Below are 24,557 nucleotides of genomic sequence, written 5' to 3' on the forward strand. Positions count from 1 at the left end.
CGAAAAATGTTTGATTTTACGGTTTCTAAGAAAAATTAACGGTTAATACGAAAGTTATTTTGTAAGTAGCACTTTTTACCCCAATTATGAGCTAATTTCTTGTGTGAAAGGGACGATCCATCCTAGTATAGACGGTGCTAAGAGATTAGCAAATAAAATAATAAAAAGGGGTTTTAGTTATGGCAAACGATTTAAGAAAAGCTAGTTATGATCCAATGGATGACTTTTTTGGCGACTTTGGCAAGAGTTTATTAAACTCAGTTGCTGGAAGCAACAGAATGAAAACTGATGTTTTAGACCAAGGCGATGACTACGTCGTAAAGGCAGAATTACCTGGCTTTAGAAAAAATGATATTGACATCAGTTATGATAATGATACCCTATCAATTCATGCTGTTCATGACATTGACAAGGAAAACAAGGGTGACAATGGTCGGATCTTAAGTAGAGAACGTTCATCAAGTGACGTTAACCGTTCGTTTTACATCCCTGATGTTGATGAGACCAAGATTTCAGCTGATTACGATGGCGGTGTTTTAACCATTACTTTACCAAAATCACAAGATGATGAAACCCAAAACCATCACGTTGAAATCGACTAATTTAATTTAGAATAAGTGTTAAGAGATGATCCGGTTGGACCATCTCTTTTTTTAACTATTTTTAAAGCTTTGCGCTTTTCTTTCATTAGTGGTGCAAAATTTAATTCCTTCTTATACAATATTAATTAGAAATGAATTAATTACATAAGGAGGTGTAACTGTGGCAAGTGACCAGATCGATATTAATAACGTGAATTCAAGTGAGGGACTAACGAGTACGGAAGTTAAACAACAGGTGGCAGACGGTTATAAGAATACGGCGCCTAAACCACTAACGAAGTCTGTGAAACAGATCTTGGTGGAAAACATCTTTACGCTGTTTAACGTAATCAACGTAGTTCTTGGTGCGCTAGTATTCTATACCGGTAGCTATATCAACATGTTGTTCTTGGTGATTGCCATAGCGAACACTACCATCGGAATCTTTCAGGAGATTCGTTCTAAGCGCCAGGTTGACAAAATGGCGTTGTTGTCTCAGAGCAAGATCAAAGTTAGACGGAACGGAAAAATTGAACTTATTCAACCGGACCAGATTGTTTTAGGAGACATCGTTGAACTGGATCGTGGGGACCAGGTACCGGTTGACGGAGTCGTAAAACAAACCAAGGGGATTGAGGTGGATGAGTCTCAAATCACCGGTGAATCCAATCCAATTGAGAAAACCACTGGCGATGAACTGACGTCTGGTAGTTTTCTGGTTAGTGGAAAAGCATTCATGCTTGCAACTAAAGTTGGCGATAAGACCTTTGTTAACACGATTACAAACCAGGCTAAGACCGACAAGAGTAAGAACAGTGTCTTAATCTCACTGATTAAAAAAATCATCAAAATTCTGACGTTTATTATCATTCCACTTGGAGTAGCACTTTTTGTTTCCCGTTTGATGCACGGAGTGAGCGTTAATAATGCCATTCTGGGAACCGTGGCGGCCATGATTGGGATGATTCCTGAAGGATTGGTTCTTTTGACGTCAGTGACCCTCGCAATTTCTGCCTATCACCTGGCCAAAAAACGGGTCTTAGTCAGAGACCTTTCTTCCATTGAAACTCTGGCACGGGTGAACACGATCTGCCTGGATAAAACCGGGACGATTACCAGTGGCGAATTGAAATTTAAACAGATGGTGAAAGAAGCCCCTAATTACACTGATCAACAAATTGCTGAAATCATGGGCTCTTTGGTCCATGAAATTGATGACAATAACGAGACCGCTTCAGCGCTTAAAAATGAGTTCAAGCAGCACCCATACGCTGCTAGTATGATCGTGCCGTTCTCTTCAGCGAGAAAGTGGAGTGGGGCTGAGTTAGACGACAAAGGCAAATACGTCTTCGGAGCACCTCAGTTCATTTTGGATCTAACTGACAAGCAACAACAAGAAGTTAAACATTACGCCGAACAGGGTTTTCGGGTCATTGCGCTCGCCAAGGTGGACCAACTAAACGAGGATAGTATCGCGGGTAGTGAACTGATTGCTTTAATCTTGATTACGGATGTCATTCGACCAAACGCTTCTGAAACCCTGCAGTTCTTCTATAACCAGGGGGTCGACTTAAAGGTCATTTCTGGCGATGATCCGGTCACCGTTTCAAGCATTGCCAATCGGGTCGGCATTCACAATGCCTACGATTACATTGACATGACGACGATTGAAGACGACGCCGACTACCGTGATTTGGTCAAGCAGTACTTGGTGTTTGGACGGGTCAAACCCGACCAGAAACAACGGCTAATTAAGGCGCTACAAGAAAACGGTCGGACGGTTGCCATGACTGGTGATGGGGTCAACGACTTACTGGCCTTAAAGCAGTCAGACTGTGGAATCGCAATGGCATCAGGATCTGAGAGTGTCAAGAGTATTGCCGATTTTGTGATTATTGATTCCAACTTCGACGCCCTCATTAAAGTGTTAAACGAAGGTCGGAGGGTTATTAACAACATTGATAGCATCGCCTGCCTGTACCTGATTAAGACCATGTTCTCGGTCATGCTCAGCGTGCTCTTTCTGTTTTTTGCCAGAAACTATCCGTTTCAACCAATTCAACTCACTCCGATTAATGACTTAATGGTCGGAATCCCATCGTTTCTCTTGGCGCTTGAACCGAATTATCGAGCTTTAAAGGACCGCTTTGCTTCTAACATTTATGAAATTTCACTTCCAGCCGCACTAAGTGTCGTTTTCTACATTTTAGTGATTGGTGTGATTGGCGATATTTTTGGACTATTCACCTCAATTACTTCATCACTGAGTGTTTTGATTACTGGTGTCATCTGTTGGTTGGCTTTGACAATGGTTTGTCGACCATTTAACCGCTACAAACTAACCATCGTCGTTTTGAGTATCACACTCTTTTTGTCGGTGTTCATCTTTCTTGGTAAAATTTTCTCGTTGGTCACGATCTTTACGTGGTCAGTCGGAGGAATTGGATTATTATTAGCTCTTACAACTGATTTTACATTTGTTGGGGTGCAAAAGTGTGTCAGATTAGTTAGACATAAACTTTTTAACAAATAAGGATTTAGACAGATAGCGTCATGAGGGCGTTATTTGTCTTTTTAATTAACAGTTAGTGCATTATTTAACAATAGTATTCGTCAAATTAATTAATTATTTTTTAAGAGTTTAATAACCGTCAGAATAATAAGTGATAAAAATAACAATGAACCATTGCTTTTTGAAAAAGATGATGATATGATATTAGTTGTGAAGAAAATAACAAGAAAATATTGGAGGCTGGAAGTATGACAGATGCAAAGCAACAACCCAATGTTGAAGAGATCGATAAGAATATTGATGCCAAAGTTCAAAAAGCACGCATTGCCGTAGATGAGATGAGTAATTTCGACCAGGATAAGGTTGATAAGATTACCCACGCCATGGTACTTGCTGGGGTTAACGCCCACCAAAAATTAGCTAAAATGGCTTATGAAGAAACCGGACGTGGTGTTGAAGAAGACAAGGCCATTAAGAACTTGTTTGCCACCGAAGAAATTTGGCACGATATTCGTAATGATAAAACCGTTGGGATCATCTCAGAAGACTCTGAAAATGACCTGATTAAAGTTGCTGAACCACTTGGTGTTATTGCTGGAATCACTCCAGTTACTAACCCAACCTCAACTACTTTATTCAAGGCAATTATTTCAATGAAGACTAGAAACGCCATCATCTTTAGTTTGCACCCTCAAGCCCTTCAATCGTCAATTGAAGCTGCTCGAATCGTGCGTGATGCTGCGGTGAAAGCTGGTGCACCTAAGGACGCCATTCAATGGATTGAAAAGCCTAGTCGAGAAGCTACGAACGCTTTGATTCAGAACCCTGGCGTTGACATTACTCTTGCAACTGGTGGTCCTGGATTGGTTAAGGCCGCATACTCCGCTGGGAAACCAGCTTTAGGAGTTGGTCCTGGTAATGGTCCCGTTTACGTTGAAAAAACCGCCAACATCCCACGTGCCGTTAACGATATCGTTTTATCAAAGACCTTTGATAACGGGATGATCTGTGCCACTGAAAACAGTGCCGTAATCGATGCTGACATTTACAAGGATGTAAAGGAACAGCTCGAATTAAACCGGGTTTACTTTGTTCCAGAAAAAGAAAAACAAAAATTAACTGACGCCATGTTTGACAGCAAGCGTCTTAGTGTTAAGGGTCCAATTGCTGGTGCCACTGCGCAACAAATTGCTGACATGGCTAAGATCAAGATCCCAGAAGACACTCAAGTGCTTGCCGTTGAGATGACTGGAATTGGTCCTAAGTACCCAATGTCAGGGGAAAAATTATCACCAGTTCTTTCGGTCTACAAGTCAAAAGACCACAATGATGCTTTCAGAATTTGTGCTGAGCTTCTAAACTACGGTGGATTAGGCCATACCGCAGCAATTCAAACCTCAGATGATCAATTGGCCGTTGACTTTGGGGTAGCCGTTAAGGCTTCGAGAGTGATCGTTAACTCACCATCTGGTCTTGCTGGAGTTGGTAACTTGTACAACAACATGACTCCATCACTTACGCTTGGAACTGGATCATGGGGTAAAAACTCAATCTCCCATAACGTTACTGATTATGACTTGTTGAACATTAAAACTATCGCAAAGAGAAGAAATAATATGCAATGGATTAAACTACCTCGAATCTACTTCGAAAAGAACTCAGTTCGCTACCTCCACGACATGCCTGGTATTAAAAAGGCCTTTATTGTTACTAGTCCTTCCATGGTTAAGTATCACTACGTTGACAAAGTCTTAGATGAATTGAACCGAAGAGAAGATGACGTTCAGTACTACATCTTCGATGACATTCATGGTGAACCAACAACTGACATGGTTAACGCTGGGGTTACCCAAATGAACGCCTTTAAGCCAGATACCATCATCGCCCTTGGTGGAGGATCACCACTTGATGCCGCTAAGATGATGTGGTTGATTTACGAAAACCCTGAGACTGACTTCTTTGGTGCAAAACAGAAGTTCTTGGATATCAGAAAACGTGCTTACAGATACAACAAACCAGAAAAATCACAAATGGTTGCCATTCCAAGTACTTCTGGAACTGGTTCAGAAGTAACGCCATTCTCAGTTATTACTGATTCAAAGCTTCACGTTAAGTATCCATTAGCTGACTACGCTTTGACACCTGACGTTGCCATTGTTGATCCACAGTTTGTTAAGACGGTACCAAAGGGCACCATTGCTGCCTCAGGACTTGATGCCTTAACTCACGCGATTGAGTCATACGTCTCAACCATGGCTTCAGATTACACTCGTCCAATGTCACTTCAGGCCATCAAGATGATTTTTGATAACCTGACTGACTCGTACAACGGTAACATGGAAGCTCGAGACAAGATGCATACTGCCTCAACGATCGCCGGAATGGCATTTGCGAACGCTTTCCTTGGAATTACCCACTCAATTGCTCATAAGATTGGTGGACAATTCGGGATCACCCACGGGCTTGCCATTGCCATTACTTTGCCACACGTTATCAGATATAACTTCAAGAAACCAAAGAAGATTGCCACATGGCCTAAGTACGAATCATTTAGAGCCGACGACGATTACGCTAACATCGCTCGCTACCTTGGTCTTCCTGGAAACTCCAATGAAGAATTGAAGGAAGCCTTGGTTCACCGCTTCATCGAATTAGCTCACTCGGTTGGAGTTGAACTTGATCTGAAGTCACAGGGTGTAAGCAAACAAGAGTTAGAAGCAGCTGCCGATCATCTTGCCGAACTGGCATATGCTGATCAATGTACAACTGCTAACCCGAAAGAACCACTGATCGCAGATCTCAAGAAGATGATTCTTGACGAATACGAAGGTGTTGGGGTTGAAACGCAAACTGATAAAGAAGTTTAGTTTCTAAGTTATTAAGAACTAAAAAGTAGGAATTCCAAACGGAATTCCTACTTTTTTTGTGCAATTGATTTGGTTAAAACGTTGATTAATTCTTGCTCTTCGGGTGAAAGAACGTGACTTTTACGAAAGGCCACCGAAACATAAAACGGGGGTAAATCTTCATCGTCAATTGGGATGGGGACAAGGTTGTCGGAAGGTTTAATGGCCTTACTAACCAAAAAGGTGATCCCCACGTCTTCAGAGACTAATTGTTTGGCTAGCTCAATGTCAGACGTACGATACTTAATTTTGGGGTGAATGGCGTGAAGCTTAGACAGATCCGAAAAAACCTGAGTGTGAACGAAGTCACTGGAGAGGCCCACAAACTCTTCGTTTTTGAGGTCAGCAAATTTAACGGAGTGAGCGTCTGCCAGTGGTGACTGTCGATTCACGACCAGCATGAAGTGGTCTTTGGTTAAAACCGTTGCGTCAATCTCACTACTTTCAAGCGGTTTGGATGATCCTAAAAGTGCTAAGTCGATTCGACCGTCTTTTAATTCCCCTAAAAGCTTTTTGGAACCACTCTCTGAGTTATCAAGATCATTTAGGATCCCAAGTGAAAATAGTTTAGACGCCAGCTTGGGAAAATAATAGTTGCCAATGATTGGTGGAAGACCAAAGCGAATGACATGGTCACTGATGCTGCCCATTTCGTTGTTAATTTTGTCTACTTCCTTCATAATTACCTGGACGTGTTTTTCAAGGTCGGCGCCGGCCTTAGTGAGTTTAATTTGGTGGTGGGCCTGATTTCGATTAATTAATTCGACGTTGAAGTTATCCTCTAAACGCTTAATGGCCATGGTAATCGTCGGCTGTTTAACGTGATAATACTTAGAAACGTCGGTGTAATTTTTAAGCTCGGTTAACTTGTTGAAGTACATTAAATCTTTTAGCTTCATGATGACCTCATATAAATTAAATTTATGAATAAATTGTGTTTGACTATCTTTTTGATAGTGAATTAGTATTTAAAAGAATCAATTACAGACTATTTTACTACAAAAAGGAGTCTTAAAATATGGCTAAAGGTGAAGAAATATTGAACAATCCCTTTATCAATAAAGGGACTGCATTTACTGATGATGAACGAAAGACATTAGGACTGGTGGGGATGCTTCCACCGAACGTTCAAACTTTGGGCGAACAGGTTGAAAACGTTTATGACGAATACCAACACAAGGGTAGTGACCTTGAAAAACGCATCTACTTGATGAGTATTTTCAACGAAAATCGGGTTCTATTCTATGCTACCTTCGCTAAACATGTCACTGAATTCATGCCAGTCGTTTACGATCCAACGATTGCTGACTCAATTGAAAATTACTCCAGACTGTACGTTAACCCACAAAACGCGGCGTTTTTATCAATCAATCACGATGACCCTGAAACGATCCGTGAAAGTTTGAAGAACACTGCTTCCGGACGCAATATCAAGTTGATCGTTGTAACCGATGGCGAAGGAATCCTTGGAATTGGTGACTGGGGAACTCAAGGAATTGACATCCCAGTTGGTAAATTAATGGTTTACAGTGCCGCTGCTGGCATTGACCCATCTGAAGTCCTACCAGTGGTCTTAGACGTTGGAACTACTAACAAGAGTTTACTCGACAATCCACTCTACCTTGGTAATCATCAGGACCGCGACTACGGTCAAAAGTACTACGACTTCGTTGACAAGTTTGTAAAAGAAGCAGAAGACTTATTTCCTAATTTATACTTGCACTTTGAAGACTTTGGGCGTGCCAACGCTTCAAACATCCTTGATAAGTACAAGGATGACTACTTGGTCTTTAACGATGACATCCAGGGAACTGGAATTATCGTCCTTGCTGGTGTCTTAGGTGGCCTTAAGATTTCTGGTGAAAAGATGACCGATCAGAAGTACCTGTGCTTTGGTGCCGGAACTGCCGGCGTCGGAATTGCCGAACGGGTTTGTGAAGAGATGGTGCAAGCTGGCTTATCCGAGGAAGAAGCTAAGAAGCATTTCTACATGGTTGATAAGCAAGGCCTCTTGTTTGACGACATGTCCGACCTAACTCCTGGACAAAAAGAGTTTGCGAGAAGTCGTTCTGAATTCTCTGACTCAGAAAACCTGACCGACTTACTCTCAATTGTGAAGGCTGTTCATCCATCAATCATGGTTGGAACTTCTACTCAACACGGCGCCTTCACTGAAGACGTTATTAAGGAAATGGCCGCTCATACTGACCGTCCAATCATCATGCCAATCTCAAACCCAACTAAGTTGGCTGAAGCAACTGCTTCCGATTTGATCAAATGGACTGATGGTCGTGCCTTAGTCGCTACCGGTGTTCCAAGTGCACCCGTTGAATACAACGGAGTTAAGTATGAGATTGGGCAGGCTAACAACGCCTTAGTCTACCCAGGAATTGGGTTAGGTGCCATTGCTGCCACCGCCACTAAACTTAACGACGACATGATTAGTGCTGCTGCTCATTCCCTTGGTGGAATTGTGGATTCAACGGTTCCTGGGGCTGCCATTTTGCCACCAGTTGACCAGTTAACCGAATTCTCTGAGACCGTTGCGATTGCTGTTGCTCAGAGCGCAGTTGATCAAGGGATTACGCGCGAAAAGATTACGGACGTTAAGTCGGCCGTTGATGATGAAAAATGGTATCCCGAATACCCAGATTTAACTAATTTAAACAAATAATTGGAGGAATGTTACATTGGCAGCGTTTATTACTTCACTAGAAAGTGTTGCTGAGATTGTCATTGTCATTGCACTTGGATATTTCTTGAGAAAGTCTGGAAAATTCGCCGACAGTTTCAAGGGAAACATCTCATTCTTAATCATGAATGTGGCTTTGCCCATTTCAATCTTCGTATCAGTATTAGATAATTTGACCCGTGGAAAGTTAGTCGGGCTGGCAGGCGGACTGTTATACACCGTAATTAGTTTTGCGTTAGGTTACGTTGTCGCCATTGCCCTAGTCTACATCCTAAAAATTAGAAAGGGTCGTAGGGGAACTTTCATTAACATGGCGGTGAACGCCAACACCATCTTTATTGGGCTACCGTTGAACTTGGCACTGTTTGGAACTTCTGGGATGACTTACTTCCTGATTTACTATGTAATGAACACCATCTCAACTTGGGCCATCGGAATCTTCTTCATCTCAGGAGACGATCCCACCAAGAAGAAGGGTGAAAGCAAGGGGAACTTTAACTGGAAGAAGTTGCTTCCAGCTCCACTGATTGGTTTCTTGGTTGCGTTAGTTTGGATTCTGATTGTTAACGTTAAGTTGCCAATGTGGATCGACAAGACCTGTAACATGATTGGTGGTCTTGTAACACCATTATCCTTAATCTACATTGGGATTATTTTGGCCGATGCCGGTCTTTCATCAATTCACTTTGATAAGGACTCCATTGCCGCACTACTTGCTCGTTTCGTGATTGCTCCGGCAATTATGATCGGAACCTTACTGGTCTTCATGCACACCGGCGCTGGGATTCCAAACATCGAATTTGGCACCTTAGTAATTCAATCTGCCACCCCTGGTTTGGCTGTGCTTCCAATTCTGGTTAGTCAGTCCCACGGTGACGTTGATTACGCTACTAACTTGGTCGTAACCAGCACGATTCTGTTCGTGATCGTGGTTCCAATCTTGATGGCCATTATCAACTTCATTGTATAAATAAGTAATTAATAAAGAAGTCAGACGTTCAATCTGGCTTCTTTTTTGTGTGCTATGCCACGGTCCCGGTTTGAAAGTGGTAACGTAGAAGTATGCACAATTTCATTTATTAATTAATTGGAGGGATTAAACAGTGACCGCATTTATTGCCTCACTAGAGAGTGTCGCTGAGATTGTTATTATTATTGCTTTAGGGTATTTTCTTCGTCGTTCCAACAAAATGACGGATGGTTTTAAGGGAAATGTTTCGTTCTTAATTATGAACATTGCCTTACCAGTTTCGATTTTTATTTCCGTTTTGGATAATTTGAATCGGGGAAAATTAGTTGGACTAGTTGGCGGACTACTATACACGTTGATTAGTTTTACTCTGGGTTATGTAATCGCAATCGCATTGGTTTTTGTTTTAAGGATCAGAAGGGGTCGAAGAGGGGCCTTTATCAACATGTCGGTCAACGCCAACACGATTTTTATGGGATTACCCTTAAATATTGCGTTGTTTGGAAACGCCGGGATGACGTATTTCTTGGTCTACTATGTGATGAACACCGTCTCAACCTGGGCGATCGGAATCTTCTTCATTTCAGGAGATGACCCAACGAAACAAAGGGGAAAAAAGAAAAAGAAGGTTACCCTCAAACAGATTTTACCGCCGCCACTGGTTGGATTTATCTTAGGTTTGGCGTGGATTTTGATCGTGAACGTCAAATTGCCAGCTTGGATTGATAAGACCTGCAACATGATTGGTGGATTAGTGACACCGTTAGCATTGATCTACATTGGAATCATTTTAGCCGATGCCGGCTTATCTTCAATTCATTTTGATAAGGATACCATTGCCGGACTGGTAGGAAGATTTGTGGTTGCGCCAGCAATCATGATTGGAACCCTCTTAGCGTTTATGCATTTTGGCGTGAACATGGCCCTTCCAGAGTTTGGGACGTTGGTAATTCAGTCGGCAACACCCGAACTAGCGGTTTTGCCGATTTTAGTTAGTCAATCCCACGGGGACGTGGACTACGCCACTAATTTAGTGGTAACCAGCACCGTGTTGTTTGTTATCGTGGTTCCGATCCTGATGGAAATTATTAATTTTATTATGTAAGTAAAAGAAGCTATTGGATGGCTTCTTTTTTAGTTATATATTTATAATGTGGGAAATTATTTTAGTAGGAGTGAGAGACTTGAACGATAAAATTGCAAGGGTAAAAGAATACGCCAAAGAGAACATGAGTAAGGATAAGAGTGGACACGGATTTGACCACATCCAACGGGTCGCAAACATGGTCTTACAATTGATGGGGACCGAACCAGCTAACGGTGAGATTGCCCTTTCAGCTGCTTATTTACACGACGTTTTTGACGATAAATTGGTGGATGATCCGGACGCTAAAAGGGAGGAAGTCAAAGAGCGGTTAGCAGAATTTGGCTTTAGTCCTGATGAGATTTTGCAGGTGATGGACATCATCAACCACATGTCTTTTAGTGACAACATTGAACACAAACAACCGTTATCAAAAGAGGGTCAAATCGTTCAAGATGCTGATCGATTAGATGCTCTGGGTGCGATTGGAATTGCGCGGGCCTTTCAGTATGGCGGGGCACATCATCGGACCATTTATGATCCGATGATTAAGCCACGGACTTTAACTACTAAAGCAGATTATCGCAACGCAACTGACGATACTACCATTAATCATTTTTACGAAAAGTTGTTTAAGATTGCTTCCGATTTAAATACCGATGCTGCTAAACAAATTGGAAAGAAGAGAACCCAGTACATGCGTGAATTTGTTGCTGAATTCAAAAACGAGTGGGATGGATAAAAAAACGCCGATCCGAACGATCGACGTTTTTAGTTTATTCGGTAATATCAGCAAAGGTTCCGTTGACTAATTGTTTGACGTCTTCAGCATTTACTTTAACAGAACGACCAATCTGACCGGATGACACAATGATGTCACCCTGTTTTTGGGCTTCTTCATCGATATAGATGGGATAACCCTTTTGTTCATAAATTCCGATGGGGGTATTTGCACCGTGCTCATATCCGGTCGTATTAACTAAGTCTTTTAGGGGAACCATGCCCACTTTTTTGTTGCCAGAAGCTTTGGCTAACTTTTTGTAACTTAAGCGTTCATCTAAAGGAACCACTCCAATGACGGGACCAGTTGTTTTTCCAGTCAGCGCTAACGTTTTGTAGATTAAATGTTGATCAACGTCAGCTTCGTTAGTGGTGATTTGTTGAACGTCTCCCTCTTGATGGGTGGCAAAAATCATCTGTTGAAAAGGAATATTGTGTTTTTTAAGGATTTGTTCGACTAAGGTTTTGTGGACTTGATTCTTTTTTTTCTTGGACAAATGGCTCACCTCTCGGAGGTATTTTATCATATTAATAAAATATAAGTAAAAATTTCATTTACTTTTAATTCTTATTTATGTAGAATCAACGTGGAAGGAGATGCAAAGGAAAATGAGTGAGAAAGATGAAAAAAAAGCACCAAAGAAAAAGCATGCCCTAATTGAGTATGCGAATGGTAAATCCCTCCAAGAAATTAACGGAAGCGTTGATGTCCCTGAAGGATTAGGATTTTGGAAAACATTATTCATGTATTCAGGACCAGGAGCGTTAGTTGCGGTGGGGTACATGGATCCCGGAAATTGGTCAACTTCAATTACCGGTGGTCAGAACTTTGGATACTTGCTGATGTCAATTATCTTGATTTCAAGTTTGATCGCGATGTTACTTCAATACATGGCGGCTAAACTTGGTATCGTGACACAAATGGATTTAGCGCAGGCGATTCGTGCAAGAAGTAGTAAGACATTAGGGGTTATCCTTTGGATAACAACTGAGTTAGCAATTATGGCGACCGATATCGCGGAAGTTATCGGGGCAGCGATTGCGTTGTACTTGCTATTCCATATTCCATTGTTGATTGCCGTTTTAATTACGGTTCTTGATGTTTTGGTACTGTTACTACTTACAAGTATTGGATTTAGAAAGATTGAAGCCATTGTTGTTTGTTTGATTTGTGTCATCTTCTTGGTATTTGCCTATGAAGTAACTCTTTCAAACCCACAGTGGTCAAAGGTTTTCTTAAACTTAGTTCCAAACATCAAAACCGTTCAAACCCATCCATTTGTAGGTGGTCAAACTCCGTTAAGTGGTGCCTTAGGTATCATCGGAGCCACCGTTATGCCGCATAATCTATACTTACATTCTGCCATTTCGCAAACCCGTAAGACTGATAATAACGACGAGGATTCAGTGGCACGCTCAGTTAAATTTTCAGCTTGGGATTCCAACATCCAATTAACAATGGCGTTCTTTGTTAACGCATTGTTATTGATTATGGGGGTTGCGGTCTTCAAGTCTGGTGCCGTTAAAGACCCATCATTCTTTGGTTTGTTTGCTGCCTTAAAGAATCCTGATTTTATGACCAACCCATTACTAGCAAGTGTTGCTAAAACCGGAGTTCTTTCAATCCTGTTTGCCGTGGCTTTGCTTGCTTCTGGTCAAAACTCCACTATCACTGGTACTTTGACTGGTCAGGTTGTTATGGAAGGTTTCATCCATATGAGAATGCCTTTGTGGGCTCGTCGTTTGGTAACCCGTGTCATTTCAATCATCCCAGTTGTTATTTGTGTACTTTTGAGTAGTGGAAAACCAGCCATTGAAGAGCATGAAGCGCTTAATACTCTGATGAACAACTCACAGGTCTTCTTGGCGTTTGCTTTACCATTCTCCATGTTGCCGCTTCTGATTTTTACCGATAGTAAATTTGAAATGCGTGGAAAACGGTTCGTTAATGCCCTTTGGGTTAAAATTGCTGGTTGGGTATCTGTGATTGCTTTGACTTTCTTGAATCTGTATGGTTTGCCAAGTCAGATTGTCAGCTTCTTTGGTGATAATCCAACTCCAGCTCAAACCGATATGGGGAACTGGATTGCCTACATCTTGATTGTTTTAGTTCTGGCCCTCTTGACTTGGGTCGTTTGGGACTTGTACAAGAGTAATAAACGATTCATGGAGGAACATAAGAACGCGAAAAAAGAAGTCGATCAGTACGAATAATTAATTAGAAAAATAGAACTTCGATTTGATCGGAGCTCTATTTTTTTAGCCAAAATTTATTATTTTTAATATGTTAAAATAATGGGTAAGAAACGTCTAATAAGGAGTATTGAATGGCTGATCTAGTTTATAAACGGGTAATGGATGATTTAAAAAAGAAGATTGATTCCAACTATTTCAATAATAATCGTTTACCGGATGAACGGACTTTAAGTTCAAAGTACCACGTCAGTCGGAGCTCGGTTAAGCAAGCTTTAGGTATCCTAGCGGAACAAGGAATTATTTTTAAGAAACGTGGCTCTGGGACCTTTATTAATCCACTTTATTTGAAGAATAAATCCATTTTTAGTTACGAGGGATCTAACCTTGGAATTACCAATAATCTGAAGGTTGAGGGGTACGATCCAAAGATTGATTTACTGGAATTTAAAGTTGTTGCCCCCACCCCTGAGATTTTAGAAGATCTGTTTCTAAATCAAGGTGATGAAGTGTATGAGATTAAACGGCTCCGCTCGGTTGATTCGACACCTATTATTATCGAGTCTGGTTATATTCCGGTTAAAGTGGCGCCCAAGATGAGTAAGCGAGTGGTTAAGGGTTCGATTTTTAACTACTTAGAGGAAAAGCTAAACAAGACGGGAACCAAATCCTACATGTCGATTGAAGCCCAACCGTCCACGATTGATGATCAAAGACTATTGAACTTAAAGCCTGATGAACCAGTCGTGGTCATGGGTGGGATTTTCTTTTTAGACGATGGAACCCCGTTTGAAATTTCCAACATGCGCATTCATTATAAGTACTTTAATTACAACACGTTTGTTGATTTGAATAACTAGAATCGACTTTTACTCAATTTTTTGAGTTAGTTTAAAAGTGATATAATGGAATTGTTGTAAGCACGTACATTGGTTCGGAATTAACGTAATGTAAGAATGTACGAAGAGATTTAAAAGAGTGCCAATGCTGGCAAAAAAGGAAGTATTAAGATGGCGAAAAAGAACGTTAGAGTTAGATATGCACCAAGCCCAACTGGTTTTTTACACATCGGAAATGCACAGTCTGCTTTATTTAATTATCTGTTTGCAAAACATTTCGGCGGAACGATGGTTCTTCGAATCGAAGATACTGATTTAAAGCGTAACGTTGACAGTGGTGAAAAAAGCCAGATGGACAACTTACGCTGGTTAGGGATTGACTGGGATGAAGGCCCTGATAAGCCTAATCCGAAGTATGCTCCCTATCATCAAACGGAGCGAAGAGCTTTGTATGATAAATACATCAGTGAATTAATGGACAAGGGTCTGGCATACAAGGACTTTGCCACTGAAGACGAACTAAAAGAGATGCGGGAAAAGCAACGGGCAAATAAAGAGGCTCCACATTACGATGGACGTTGGTATGGTGCTTCTGAAGCTGATATTCAAGCCGCTGAAGATAAGGGATTACCTTACACAATTCGTTTACATTTACCAAAGGATCATACCTACGAATGGGACGACATTGTGAGAGGTAAGGTTGAATTTAATTCTGACAATTTAGGTGGCGATTTTATCATTCAAAAGAGTGATGGATTACCAACCTATAACTTTGCTGTGGTGGTCGATGACCATTTAATGGACATTACTGATGTTTTAAGGGGGGACGATCACATCGCTAACACCCCTAAGCAAATGGCCGTTTATGATGCATTAGGATGGCAGCACCCTAACTTTGGTCACATCTCATTGATTTATAATCCGAAGACCGGTAAGAAATTAAGTAAGCGTGACAAGGATACTTTGCAGTTCATCAGTGAGTATAAGCGTGAGGGATACTTACGTGAAGCAATCTTTAACTTCATTGCCTTTCTTGGGTGGTCACCGGTTGGTGAAAAGGAAATCTTTTCAAAGGACGAACTGATTAAGGCGTATGATCCAAAGCGAATGTCAAAATCGCCAGCTTTCTTTGACCAACACAAATTAGACTGGATTAACTCGCAATACGTAAAGAGCATGCCATCAAGTGAACTTGCCGATCGAGTGGTCGAACTCGTTGACGAAGGGCAGACTGACATTGCCAAGAAAATTCAAGAAGATGACATTCCCAACCTGCACGATTACGCTGAACAGGTGATTGATATTTACAAACACAGTGTGTTTAAGTTGACTGAAATCATGGAATACATGGATTTCTATTACAATATTTTGGGTCAAAACATTGATTACTCAAAACTTAGCGACTTTTCACACGATGATTTGGAAAAGTTATTCAATGCTTTAGAAGACAAGATTCATGAGGCCAGTGAAAATGGTCAAAATAAAGGACTTGATTATGGTCCAATTGTTAATGAGGTTGGCAAAGAGACGGGGATGAAAGGTAAACAGCTTTATTTCCCACTAAACGTCATCTTTACTGGTGACACATCTGCTCCCCAAGTTGCGCAGATTATGGGACTATTTTCACCGTCAGTTATCAGTGCATTAATTAATAAAGCGCTTCGTGGAATTGAATAAAATATTTTAAGTCTCCAATTGAAAAATTGGAGACTTTTTTAGTGCTTAAAATTGCTTGAAATTAGGGTTTTTAAGGGCTTAAAATTGGTTCGTATCAATTGTCGAAATGGTTGACATTTCACCAAAAGTCTTTATCATAGTTGTTGTAGGTAAGCCAATAAGTTTGGCGCTTTCAAAAACAGATTAGATCCAGCTCGAAAACGAGCTGCCGATTATTTAAAAGGAGTGTTATAGCATGGCAGTAGATTATGATTCCAAATCATATTTTGAAAAAATGCAACAATACTGGAATACTGCGAATTACTTGTCAGTAGGTCAGCTATTTTTACGTGCTAATCCTTTGCTTAAGAAGCCTTTGACTTCTGAAGATGTAAAGGTTAAGCCAATTGGACATTGGGGAACAATTGCCTCACAAAACTTTGTTTACACCCATTTGAACCGTGTCATCAACAAGTATGACCTTAATATGTTCTATATTGAAGGTTCAGGTCACGGTGGCCAAGTTATGGTTTCAAATTCTTACATGGATGGAAGCTACTCAGAAATCTATCCTAAGATTTCTCAAGATGAAGCCGGAATGGCTCGCCTGTTCAAGCAATTTTCATTCCCTGGTGGAATTGCATCACATGCTGCACCTGAAACTCCAGGTTCAATTCATGAAGGTGGAGAATTAGGTTATTCACTTTCACATGGTGTTGGTGCAATCTTTGATAATCCTGACGTTATCGCTGCCGTTGAAATCGGTGACGGTGAATCAGAAACTGGTCCTTTGGCTGGTTCATGGATGTCAAGTAAGTTCATCAACCCTGTTACTGATGGTGCTGTTTTACCAATCATTAACTTAAATGGATACAAAATTGCTAACCCAACTGTCTTAGCTCGTATGACTGACGAAGACATTACTAAGTACTTTGAAGGTATGGGCTGGAAGCCTCGTTTCGTTGAAACCAACATGCCTTATGGTACCGACCAAATGGAAACTCACGAAAAGCTTGCTAAAGTTATGGATGCTTCAATTGAAGAAATTAAAGCCATTCAAAAGAACGCTCGTGAGAACCAAACTGCAGAAACTGCTACAGAACCAAAATGGCCAATGATCATCTTCCGTTCACCTAAGGGTTGGACTGGCCCTAAGAAGAACGCTGAAGGTCTTCCAATTGAAGGATCATTTAGAGCTCACCAAGTTCCAATTCCACTATCAGCAGATGACATGGGTACTGCTGATGAATTCGTAGAATGGATGAAGAGTTACAAACCTGAAGAATCATTTGATGAAAATGGTACTTTAAAGCCATACCTTAGAGAATTAGCTCCTAAGGGTGACAAACGGATGTCAACGAACCCAATCACTAACGGTGGTATCGATCCTAAGCCATTAGACTTACCTGACTACCGTGATTACGCTCTTGATATCAAGACTCCAGGTGCTACTGAAAACGAAGACATGGTTGTTTGGTCCGAATGGCTACGTGACGTTACTAAGAGAAATCCTAATAACTTCCGTGGATTCGGCCCTGATGAAACATGGTCTAACAGATTATGGCACTTATTCGATGTTACTCGTCGTCAATGGTTGCCAAATATCAACCCACCATATGATGAGTACATGGCTCACTATGGTCGTTTGATTGATTCACAACTATCAGAACACCAAGACGAAGGTTGGCTTGAAGGATACACCCTTACTGGTCGTCATGGATTCTTCGCAACTTACGAAGCCTTCGGTCGAGTTGTAGATTCAATGCTTACTCAATACTTCAAGTGGTTGAGAAAAGCTTCTGAACTCGAATGGAGAAACAAGTATCCTGCATTGAACTTCATCGATTCATCAACTGTATTCCAACAAGATCACAATGGTTACACTCACCAAGATCCAGGTATGATTACCCACTTGTCTGAAAAGAAACCTGAGTTTATCCGTGAATACTTCCCAGCTGATGCAAACACATTATTGGCTGTAGGTAACGAAGCATTTGATAGTTACGAAAGAATTAACTTGATTACTACTTCAAAGCACCCACGTCCACAATGGTTTAACATTGACGAAGCTTCAAACCTTGTTAAGAACGGTCTCGGCTACATTGACTGGGCTTCAACTGACAATGGTGAAGAACCTGACGTTGTTATGGCATCTGCTGGTGTTGAATCAACTCTTGAAACCCTTGCTGCAATTTCAATCTTGCACAAGCGTTTCCCTGAAATGAAGATTAGATACATCAACGTTGTTGATTTGCTTAAGTTACGTAACCCAGAACTAGACCCTCGTGGTATTAGTGACAAGGAATTCGATCAACTCTTTACTAAGGACAAACCGGTTGTATTCGCATTCCACGGTTTCGAAGATATTATCAGAACCATCTTCTTTGATCGTCACAATAAGAACGTTCACGTTCATGGATATCGTGAAAATGGTGACATTACTACACCATTTGACATGCGTGTCTTGAACCAATTAGACCGATTCAATTTGTCTAAGGAAGTTGTTTCTGATATTCCAGAATACGCCCTTAAGGGTACTGGATTTATCCAAGAAATGAACAACATGCTCGACAAGCACGACCACTACATTAGAGAGTATGGTACTGACTTGCCAGAAGTTGAAAATTGGAAATGGGAACCACTTAAAAAACCAGCTAAGAAATAATTAATGTAACTAATTAATTAGAAAAGAGTGAACTCATATGAGTTCACTCTTTTTGTTTACATATTGAATTCAGGCGGTAGTGGGGCAATAACTTCAAGTGGTTGATGGTAGAACGGTGTCATCATTTGGACCCGCCAAGAATGAAGCAGCATGGGATGATTAGGATAACCGTTCGGGTCGTACAAGGGATCGTCAATAATCGGATGACCAATGGAAGCCAAGTGCACCCTGATTTGATGGGTTCGACCGGTCTGAAGTTGAAGGGCCACGAGGGTTTTGTCTGGATCCGTTTTTATGACCTTGTAATTTGTGATCGCTGATTTAGAATTTGGTCCGTTAATTTTGCGTTTACGCTGGTCGTAAGGATCAAAACCAATTGGCTGATTGATTACTCCCAATTGATTTTTAAAATGACCATGAACCCAGGCCAAGTAAGTTCGCTTGACTGCTTTAATTTCAATCATTTTGACTAAGATGGGGACCACGGATGGATTCTTGCCGATGATAAGTGCACCACTGGTTTGTTGATCTAAGCGATGAACCATGTAAGCGTCGTTTTGGGGTTGAAGGTAGTTGGCAGCAAAATTAAGGGTGGATCCCATTTCGTGAGGTTGATTGGCATGAGTCTTGTCGCCGCGATTCTTGTTAACAATTAAAAAGTCAGAGTTTTCGTAGACAACGTTTAGTGGTTTCGATGAATCTGATGGAACGTGTGGGAACGGGACTTTAAAATCGGCAGCAATAAACTCGAGTGTGACTCGATCATTTTGCTTAACCAGAAAGTTCATGGGCAGGTACTGACCGTTAATTAACACGCGATGATTTTTTCTTAGTGAGAAAATCAAATGCTTGGGAATTAAAAGATATTCGTGCAGATACTCCCGAACGGTTTGTTGATCAAATGATTTTGGGACGGTTAATTCATATTTCCATTTCTTCATAAAATTCCTCAAAATAAAAAACCCACTCAATAAGTGGGTAGAGATTTTGTGACTATTTGACTACTAAGACGTCTTGAGTAGCAGCACGTGTGACGTAGCTAGTGACCGAGCCAACCATCAAACGTTCAACGGCTGAAAGACCAGTAGCACCGATGATGATCAGGTCATCATGGTGATCGCTTGGAAATTCCTTGGCAATGACTTTCTTGGGATTACCAAAACGCATATGAATTGATACGTCGGTTACCCCAGCGTCAATTGCTTGTTGTTTCAAAGTTTCAAGAATCTTCTTTGTCTTGTCAGTTAACTGGTAAACAGCGTCGGCGGTAATTGCATCCCCGTAACTACGGTTGAATTGGTTAACTTCAATTACATTTAAAATATCTAAGTGACTGTCATTTTGTTTAGCCATTGTGATTGCACGACTCATAACAGGCATTGTATCTTCAGCACCATCCACCGGTGCTAAAATCCTCTTGTAATTCTTGGCCATTTAGCTCACCTCATTTGTTTTCTTATACACTAACTATACCATGTTTTAAGAATTTACGTAACGAATTTAGCTAAAACAAAAATTGTTGGTATCAAATTGAGAAGTTCGTTATACTGAAGCTAAAAGGATGAGTAAAATGAAAAGAAAACAGACGTTAACGTGGGCGTTTATTTCACTGATATTGTTCTGGATTGTAAACATTGTTATGACGATGCCAATCATGAAATTAACGGTCAAGTCGAGTGTCAGTGGCCTAGTTCGCACGTCAGCCATTGCAGCCATTATGTATTTGATTCCGATGATTCTGGTTGCGTTTAAAAGTCGTTTAGGATATTATTTGTTGGCAGCCGTTCAGGTTATTTACACGATTGGGTTAATCGCAGCGATTATTGCGATGATTACCATTAGTCGTGCAACATGGCCACTTCGAATTGCCGTCATTGTGCTGGTAATTGGTTCCATTGGTGTAAATATTTACTGGTTCATGATTGCTTATCAGGTCCGAAAGGCAACGACGAAAGAACGTGTGGCTCATTATATGAAGTTTAGAAAATAAAGTTAGGTGAATGAAATGAAAATTGATGAAAAAGAGTTTGTTGAAGCAGCTGGAAATGATGATTTTCAGAAACAGGTGTCGGAAATGTCCCTTAAAAAGTTGCAATCTGACTTAAAGGGAAACTTGAAGAAGATGACTGATTTTATCGCAAGTAATCTGAAAGAAGACAGGATTGCCAGCGCGGAAATCACCGTTTCTGATCATGACATTCAGCTGAAACTGCAGACCTCGGTCATTAATTTACCGCTAGACTACGCTAAAAACATTGCTAAAATAACGGTGGGAGACGGTATAAAATCAGTTAATGTGTACATGATCATTGCTTCTCCCAACGTCAACCGTTCTAAAATGCGAATTGATGAGTTGGCGGATTCAACTAGTTTTGAAAAGGAGCCCGATGGGACTTATTTGGCGCAGTTCGTTGACTGGACTCAGGATAAATTAGATCAGATTGCGGCTAATGAACAGGATGACGCAAGTTCCAAATAGCTTTTAATTGCAAATTATGATACAATATAAGGATGCGACGAGCCGAGCAGACTTTTTAGTCTGATTGTGGGAACCATGTTTATCTGCCGGATTGCAGATGGTTTGATTAGCAGGTGATGTGAACACCTAGTTAGTCCGTCTGACTTGTTCAGATGCCAAAAAGAGCTTCCAACAAAAGTTGGAGGCTCTTTTATTTTGCTAAATAAACGTGATCTTGGATTAAATCGAAGTTTGAATAGTGTTGATTCAGGTTCTTAATGCCCTCGTCATCGTAAAGTTGTGCGTTTTGCCAGAACTCTTTGGAGTCGGTGGCCCCGTTTCTCTCACCAATGACGATTAATTTGATATCACGATTTGACTTTCTGATTGCTTCAAGAAGTTCATTATCGATTGGAATGCCATCTGGAGACCACGACATAATTACGTAGTCAATCTGGTCCTGATACTTGTGAAATGCGTCGAGAGCTGATAACTTTTCCACGTTAGTGACGGGATGTCTGCCAGTTTCGTTCTCGTTTTGCCAATCTAAACTGTCAGTTGCGATGACGTTTGCGTGGTTATCACGGAGTCCCTTTGAGATGTAGCCGTTACCCGCCATTACTTCAAGGGCAGCATGACCATCTAAGTATTTTGCAAGATGGTAGGTAAACGATGAGGAGATGTATGCCCACATCCCGTATTGATTTTCGAGATAATCACGAAAGTCACGCAAGTGCTTGTCAAGGTCAGAAAGATCGCCTGAAAGCCGGTTCCATTCGGAATCACCGCTACGATCATTCATGGCGTACTTGGAATTGATTTTTTGATAAATCTGGTCCTGAATGTCATCAGGAAGAATCAGCTTGGGCAAATCCTGCGGAAGTCTACCAGCCGTAAGTAATTGATTGGCTGCTAAGACGTTGTTAATTAAGTATTTAATCTCAGGATACTCCCGATACTCGTCACGATACTGTTCCATTTGATGAATGTAAGGTGGAGTCGCCTGTTTCAGCTGATGACGTTTTTTGAGTTTTTTTCTGAGTTTACGTTTATCCATTTGATGTCCTTAGTAGTGTAAGTCAAGCGATTCTTGGTGATTTTTGTGGTCATCGTCTCTGTTTTGTTTACCGTGAAGGTAGCCGTTGATAAGTTGAAAAATCTCGTACCGATCGTTGTTATTAATGGCTTCGCCGTTGAAGAAGAGTTGCTTTCCAGAGATAAATAACTTGGAAAGATCGGATTCTTCATGGTCAACTCGGCCACTCAAATAGTCCATTGACACCCCAAAAAATTCAGCTAATTTTTTGACTTCAATGTAAGAAGGATTACGGATTCCACGTTCCCAATTGCCGATCTGTGAGGCGGTATTCTCATGCTCTTTGTCAGTGGGAAACATTGTGTTTAATCCGTTTGCAAGGTCAGTCAATGTGATTTTCTGACCGGTTCGTAAAGCTCTGAGTCTTTCAGGAAACATAGAATCACTCCTTAATACCATTATACTTCATGATATCATCAAAAAGCACGAGTGACTTATTTTAAAATAAAGATTTAAATGTTATTATTTAAATAGATTAAAATGAATTGAAAAGAAAGGAAGTGTCAAATTGATAACTTCCATTGCAATTATTATTGCACTCTTACTTGGAGCAGCATGTGGCTACTACGTACGAAAAAACCACGTCTACAAGGGACTGACAGCTGCCAGAACCGCTGCTAGTGAGATTAAAGATAATAACCAAGTTAAGATTAATGATACTAAAAGAAAACTTGAAGATAAAAGTAAAGCAGCAGCTGAAAATTATCGTAAAGAAGAAGAAACTGAACTCGATGCCCAAGTTCAAGAAAATGAGAGCCGCAAACTGCGAATTGATCATAGAGAAAAAAGCTTGGAGACTTCCGTTGCCCGCTTGGACAAGTCAGAGGCCGCTCTGACAATTAAAAGGAACAGTAATCACCTTCTAGTTGAAAACCTCAAAAAGGCTCGTAATGACGTCTTAGAACTTGAGAAGCAAAGAAAACAAATCATCCACGATCGGGGTGAATTAACTGAAGGTCAAGCCAAACAGCTCGTTTTGGCCACTCTTGAAGCTGATTTAAAACGTGACTTTGATACTACCGTTAAGGAAAATAATGACTTAATGGCATTTAATGCTGCCAAACAGGCCCGTAATCTTATGATTGAGGCAGTTCAAGATGGGCCAGTTGATGTTCCTCGTGACCACATTGAGCGCTCAGTGATTATTCCAGATGCCGGAATGCGCGCCAAGATTGCTGGCAAAGATGACCAACGATTACGATTGATTGAGACCCTTACCGGAGTTGATTTAATTTTTGATCCAGAACACCCGGAAACGTTAATCATTAGTACCAGTGATCCGGTTAGAAGAGAGATTGCGCGCAATTCCATTAACGATCTGCTGGCCATTAAGCAGGTTAATAATGGTGTAATTGAAAATGAAATCAATCAAACCCAACAGGAAGTTTTGGATGAATTAAGAAAGACTGGTGAGATGACCGTTAGTCACTTGCACCTTGGTTGGGTTCATCCGGACCTAATGAAGACGGTGGGACGCTTAAAGTTTCGAACGTCGTATGGTCAAAACGTCTTAGAGCATTCTATCGAAGTTGCCGAACTATCAGCTGTGATGGCTGCTGAACTTGGTTTAGACGTTCGGATGGCTAAACGGACTGGATTATTCCATGATATCGGGAAGGCGATTGACAGAGAAGTTTCCGGAACACACGTTGAACTGGGAGTAAAGTTAGCTGAGGCTTATGGTGAAGATCCAATTGTCATAAACTCAATTGCGTCTCATCATGGGGACGTTGAACCAGATAACCCATACGCTATTTTGGTCGCAGTGGCAGACGGAATGTCAGGAGCTCGACCAGGTGCCAGAAGCGAATCGGTCGAAGAGTACATCAATCGATTAAAGAGTTTGGAAAAAATTGCGAATGAACATCCCGGTGTTAAGGATAGTTACGCCATTCAGGCCGGTCGTGAGATTCGAATCATGGTTGATCCAAAGAAGGTTAACGATACGCAAAGTAGTGAGTTAACCAATGAAGTAAAGGACCAAATTGAAAACGAATTGACCTATCCTGGTAAAATTAAGGTTACTACAATTCGACAGTTGCAAGCCGTTCAGTACGTGGGCGGTAAACCGAAAAACAATAAAAAGAAAAAAGCTGGATAAAAAAAGTTCTTCACCATTGGCATT

Annotated in this window: 20 protein-coding genes; 14 read left to right on the forward strand and 6 right to left on the reverse strand. The window is 41.0% G+C overall.

The features are described from left to right. Nucleotides 1-179: 179 nt before the first annotated feature. The 3 genes from AC6UDF_RS04140 to adhE all read left to right on the forward strand — a co-directional run bounded on the left by AC6UDF_RS04140 (nt 180) and on the right by adhE (nt 5,960). Nucleotides 180-602, forward strand: a complete 423-nt coding sequence (locus AC6UDF_RS04140) for an Hsp20/alpha crystallin family protein (RefSeq protein WP_500694098.1) — start codon at nt 180-182, stop codon at nt 600-602. Nucleotides 603-762: 160 nt separating this feature from the next. Further along, a complete protein-coding gene (locus AC6UDF_RS04145; protein WP_500694097.1) occupies nt 763-3,114 on the forward strand; it encodes an HAD-IC family P-type ATPase in 2,352 nt (783 codons plus the stop codon). Nucleotides 3,115-3,341: 227 nt separating this feature from the next. Beyond that, the gene (adhE, locus tag AC6UDF_RS04150; protein WP_500723875.1) at nt 3,342-5,960 is read left to right on the forward strand and encodes a bifunctional acetaldehyde-CoA/alcohol dehydrogenase; all 2,619 of its coding nucleotides are present in this window, start codon (nt 3,342-3,344) and stop codon (nt 5,958-5,960) included. 47 nt (nt 5,961-6,007) lie between these two features. Here the strand turns inward: adhE and AC6UDF_RS04155 are convergent, their stop codons facing one another. Next, nucleotides 6,008-6,898: a LysR family transcriptional regulator gene (locus AC6UDF_RS04155; RefSeq protein ID WP_500707414.1), complete on the reverse strand. Its 891-nt coding sequence runs from the start codon at nt 6,896-6,898 to the stop codon at nt 6,008-6,010. A gap of 119 nt (nt 6,899-7,017) precedes the next feature. Here AC6UDF_RS04155 and AC6UDF_RS04160 point away from each other — a divergent pair, with 119 nt between their 5' ends. From AC6UDF_RS04160 to AC6UDF_RS04175, 4 genes are all read left to right on the forward strand, one after another. Further along, nucleotides 7,018-8,673 (forward strand): malolactic enzyme, encoded by a 1,656-nt coding sequence (locus tag AC6UDF_RS04160; protein WP_500707415.1) that lies wholly within the window; start codon nt 7,018-7,020, stop codon nt 8,671-8,673. 16 nt (nt 8,674-8,689) lie between these two features. Then, nucleotides 8,690-9,661: an AEC family transporter gene (locus AC6UDF_RS04165; protein WP_500695836.1), complete on the forward strand. Its 972-nt coding sequence runs from the start codon at nt 8,690-8,692 to the stop codon at nt 9,659-9,661. Between the two features lie 133 nt (nt 9,662-9,794). Further along, nucleotides 9,795-10,766 carry an AEC family transporter gene (locus AC6UDF_RS04170; RefSeq protein WP_500701275.1) on the forward strand — a complete coding sequence of 324 codons (972 nt, stop codon included), beginning with the start codon at nt 9,795-9,797 and terminating at the stop codon, nt 10,764-10,766. A gap of 79 nt (nt 10,767-10,845) precedes the next feature. Then, nucleotides 10,846-11,487 carry an HD domain-containing protein gene (locus AC6UDF_RS04175; RefSeq protein ID WP_500723878.1) on the forward strand — a complete coding sequence of 214 codons (642 nt, stop codon included), beginning with the start codon at nt 10,846-10,848 and terminating at the stop codon, nt 11,485-11,487. A gap of 34 nt (nt 11,488-11,521) precedes the next feature. On the opposite strand, the gene AC6UDF_RS04180 is transcribed toward AC6UDF_RS04175, so the two are convergent. Beyond that, nucleotides 11,522-12,022, reverse strand: a complete 501-nt coding sequence (locus tag AC6UDF_RS04180; protein WP_500723880.1) for an aminoacyl-tRNA deacylase — start codon at nt 12,020-12,022, stop codon at nt 11,522-11,524. Nucleotides 12,023-12,134: 112 nt separating this feature from the next. Here AC6UDF_RS04180 and AC6UDF_RS04185 point away from each other — a divergent pair, with 112 nt between their 5' ends. From AC6UDF_RS04185 to AC6UDF_RS04200, 4 genes are all read left to right on the forward strand, one after another. After that, nucleotides 12,135-13,739 carry an Nramp family divalent metal transporter gene (locus AC6UDF_RS04185; RefSeq protein WP_500694089.1) on the forward strand — a complete coding sequence of 535 codons (1,605 nt, stop codon included), beginning with the start codon at nt 12,135-12,137 and terminating at the stop codon, nt 13,737-13,739. Between the two features lie 113 nt (nt 13,740-13,852). Continuing rightward, nucleotides 13,853-14,578, forward strand: a complete 726-nt coding sequence (locus AC6UDF_RS04190; protein ID WP_500694088.1) for a GntR family transcriptional regulator — start codon at nt 13,853-13,855, stop codon at nt 14,576-14,578. A gap of 150 nt (nt 14,579-14,728) precedes the next feature. After that, a complete protein-coding gene (gene gltX / locus AC6UDF_RS04195) occupies nt 14,729-16,234 on the forward strand; it encodes a glutamate--tRNA ligase (protein ID WP_500694087.1) in 1,506 nt (501 codons plus the stop codon). A gap of 235 nt (nt 16,235-16,469) precedes the next feature. Beyond that, entirely contained in the window at nt 16,470-18,878 is a 2,409-nt protein-coding gene (locus AC6UDF_RS04200; protein ID WP_500695833.1) for a phosphoketolase family protein, read from the forward strand. 56 nt (nt 18,879-18,934) lie between these two features. Here the strand turns inward: AC6UDF_RS04200 and AC6UDF_RS04205 are convergent, their stop codons facing one another. After that, entirely contained in the window at nt 18,935-19,819 is an 885-nt protein-coding gene (locus AC6UDF_RS04205) for an RluA family pseudouridine synthase (protein ID WP_500723882.1), read from the reverse strand. Between the two features lie 52 nt (nt 19,820-19,871). Next, nucleotides 19,872-20,312 (reverse strand): universal stress protein, encoded by a 441-nt coding sequence (locus AC6UDF_RS04210; RefSeq protein ID WP_500694084.1) that lies wholly within the window; start codon nt 20,310-20,312, stop codon nt 19,872-19,874. A 136-nt stretch (nt 20,313-20,448) separates the two neighbouring features. On the opposite strand from AC6UDF_RS04210, the gene AC6UDF_RS04215 reads away from it, so the two are divergent. Together AC6UDF_RS04215 and AC6UDF_RS04220 are read left to right on the forward strand one after the other, a co-directional pair. Then, the gene (locus tag AC6UDF_RS04215; RefSeq protein WP_500723884.1) at nt 20,449-20,868 is read left to right on the forward strand and encodes a hypothetical protein; all 420 of its coding nucleotides are present in this window, start codon (nt 20,449-20,451) and stop codon (nt 20,866-20,868) included. Between the two features lie 15 nt (nt 20,869-20,883). Continuing rightward, the gene (locus tag AC6UDF_RS04220; RefSeq protein WP_500694082.1) at nt 20,884-21,357 is read left to right on the forward strand and encodes a hypothetical protein; all 474 of its coding nucleotides are present in this window, start codon (nt 20,884-20,886) and stop codon (nt 21,355-21,357) included. Between the two features lie 190 nt (nt 21,358-21,547). Here the strand turns inward: AC6UDF_RS04220 and AC6UDF_RS04225 are convergent, their stop codons facing one another. Together AC6UDF_RS04225 and AC6UDF_RS04230 are read right to left on the reverse strand one after the other, a co-directional pair. Then, a complete protein-coding gene (locus AC6UDF_RS04225; RefSeq protein ID WP_500699592.1) occupies nt 21,548-22,393 on the reverse strand; it encodes an SAM-dependent methyltransferase in 846 nt (281 codons plus the stop codon). 9 nt (nt 22,394-22,402) lie between these two features. Further along, entirely contained in the window at nt 22,403-22,810 is a 408-nt protein-coding gene (locus tag AC6UDF_RS04230; RefSeq protein ID WP_500694080.1) for a helix-turn-helix domain-containing protein, read from the reverse strand. A gap of 130 nt (nt 22,811-22,940) precedes the next feature. On the opposite strand from AC6UDF_RS04230, the gene rny reads away from it, so the two are divergent. Then, nucleotides 22,941-24,533: a ribonuclease Y gene (gene rny, locus AC6UDF_RS04235; RefSeq protein ID WP_500723886.1), complete on the forward strand. Its 1,593-nt coding sequence runs from the start codon at nt 22,941-22,943 to the stop codon at nt 24,531-24,533. Nucleotides 24,534-24,557 lie beyond the last annotated feature (24 nt).

This window comes from Fructilactobacillus sp. X2R6C1, assembly GCF_059901295.1.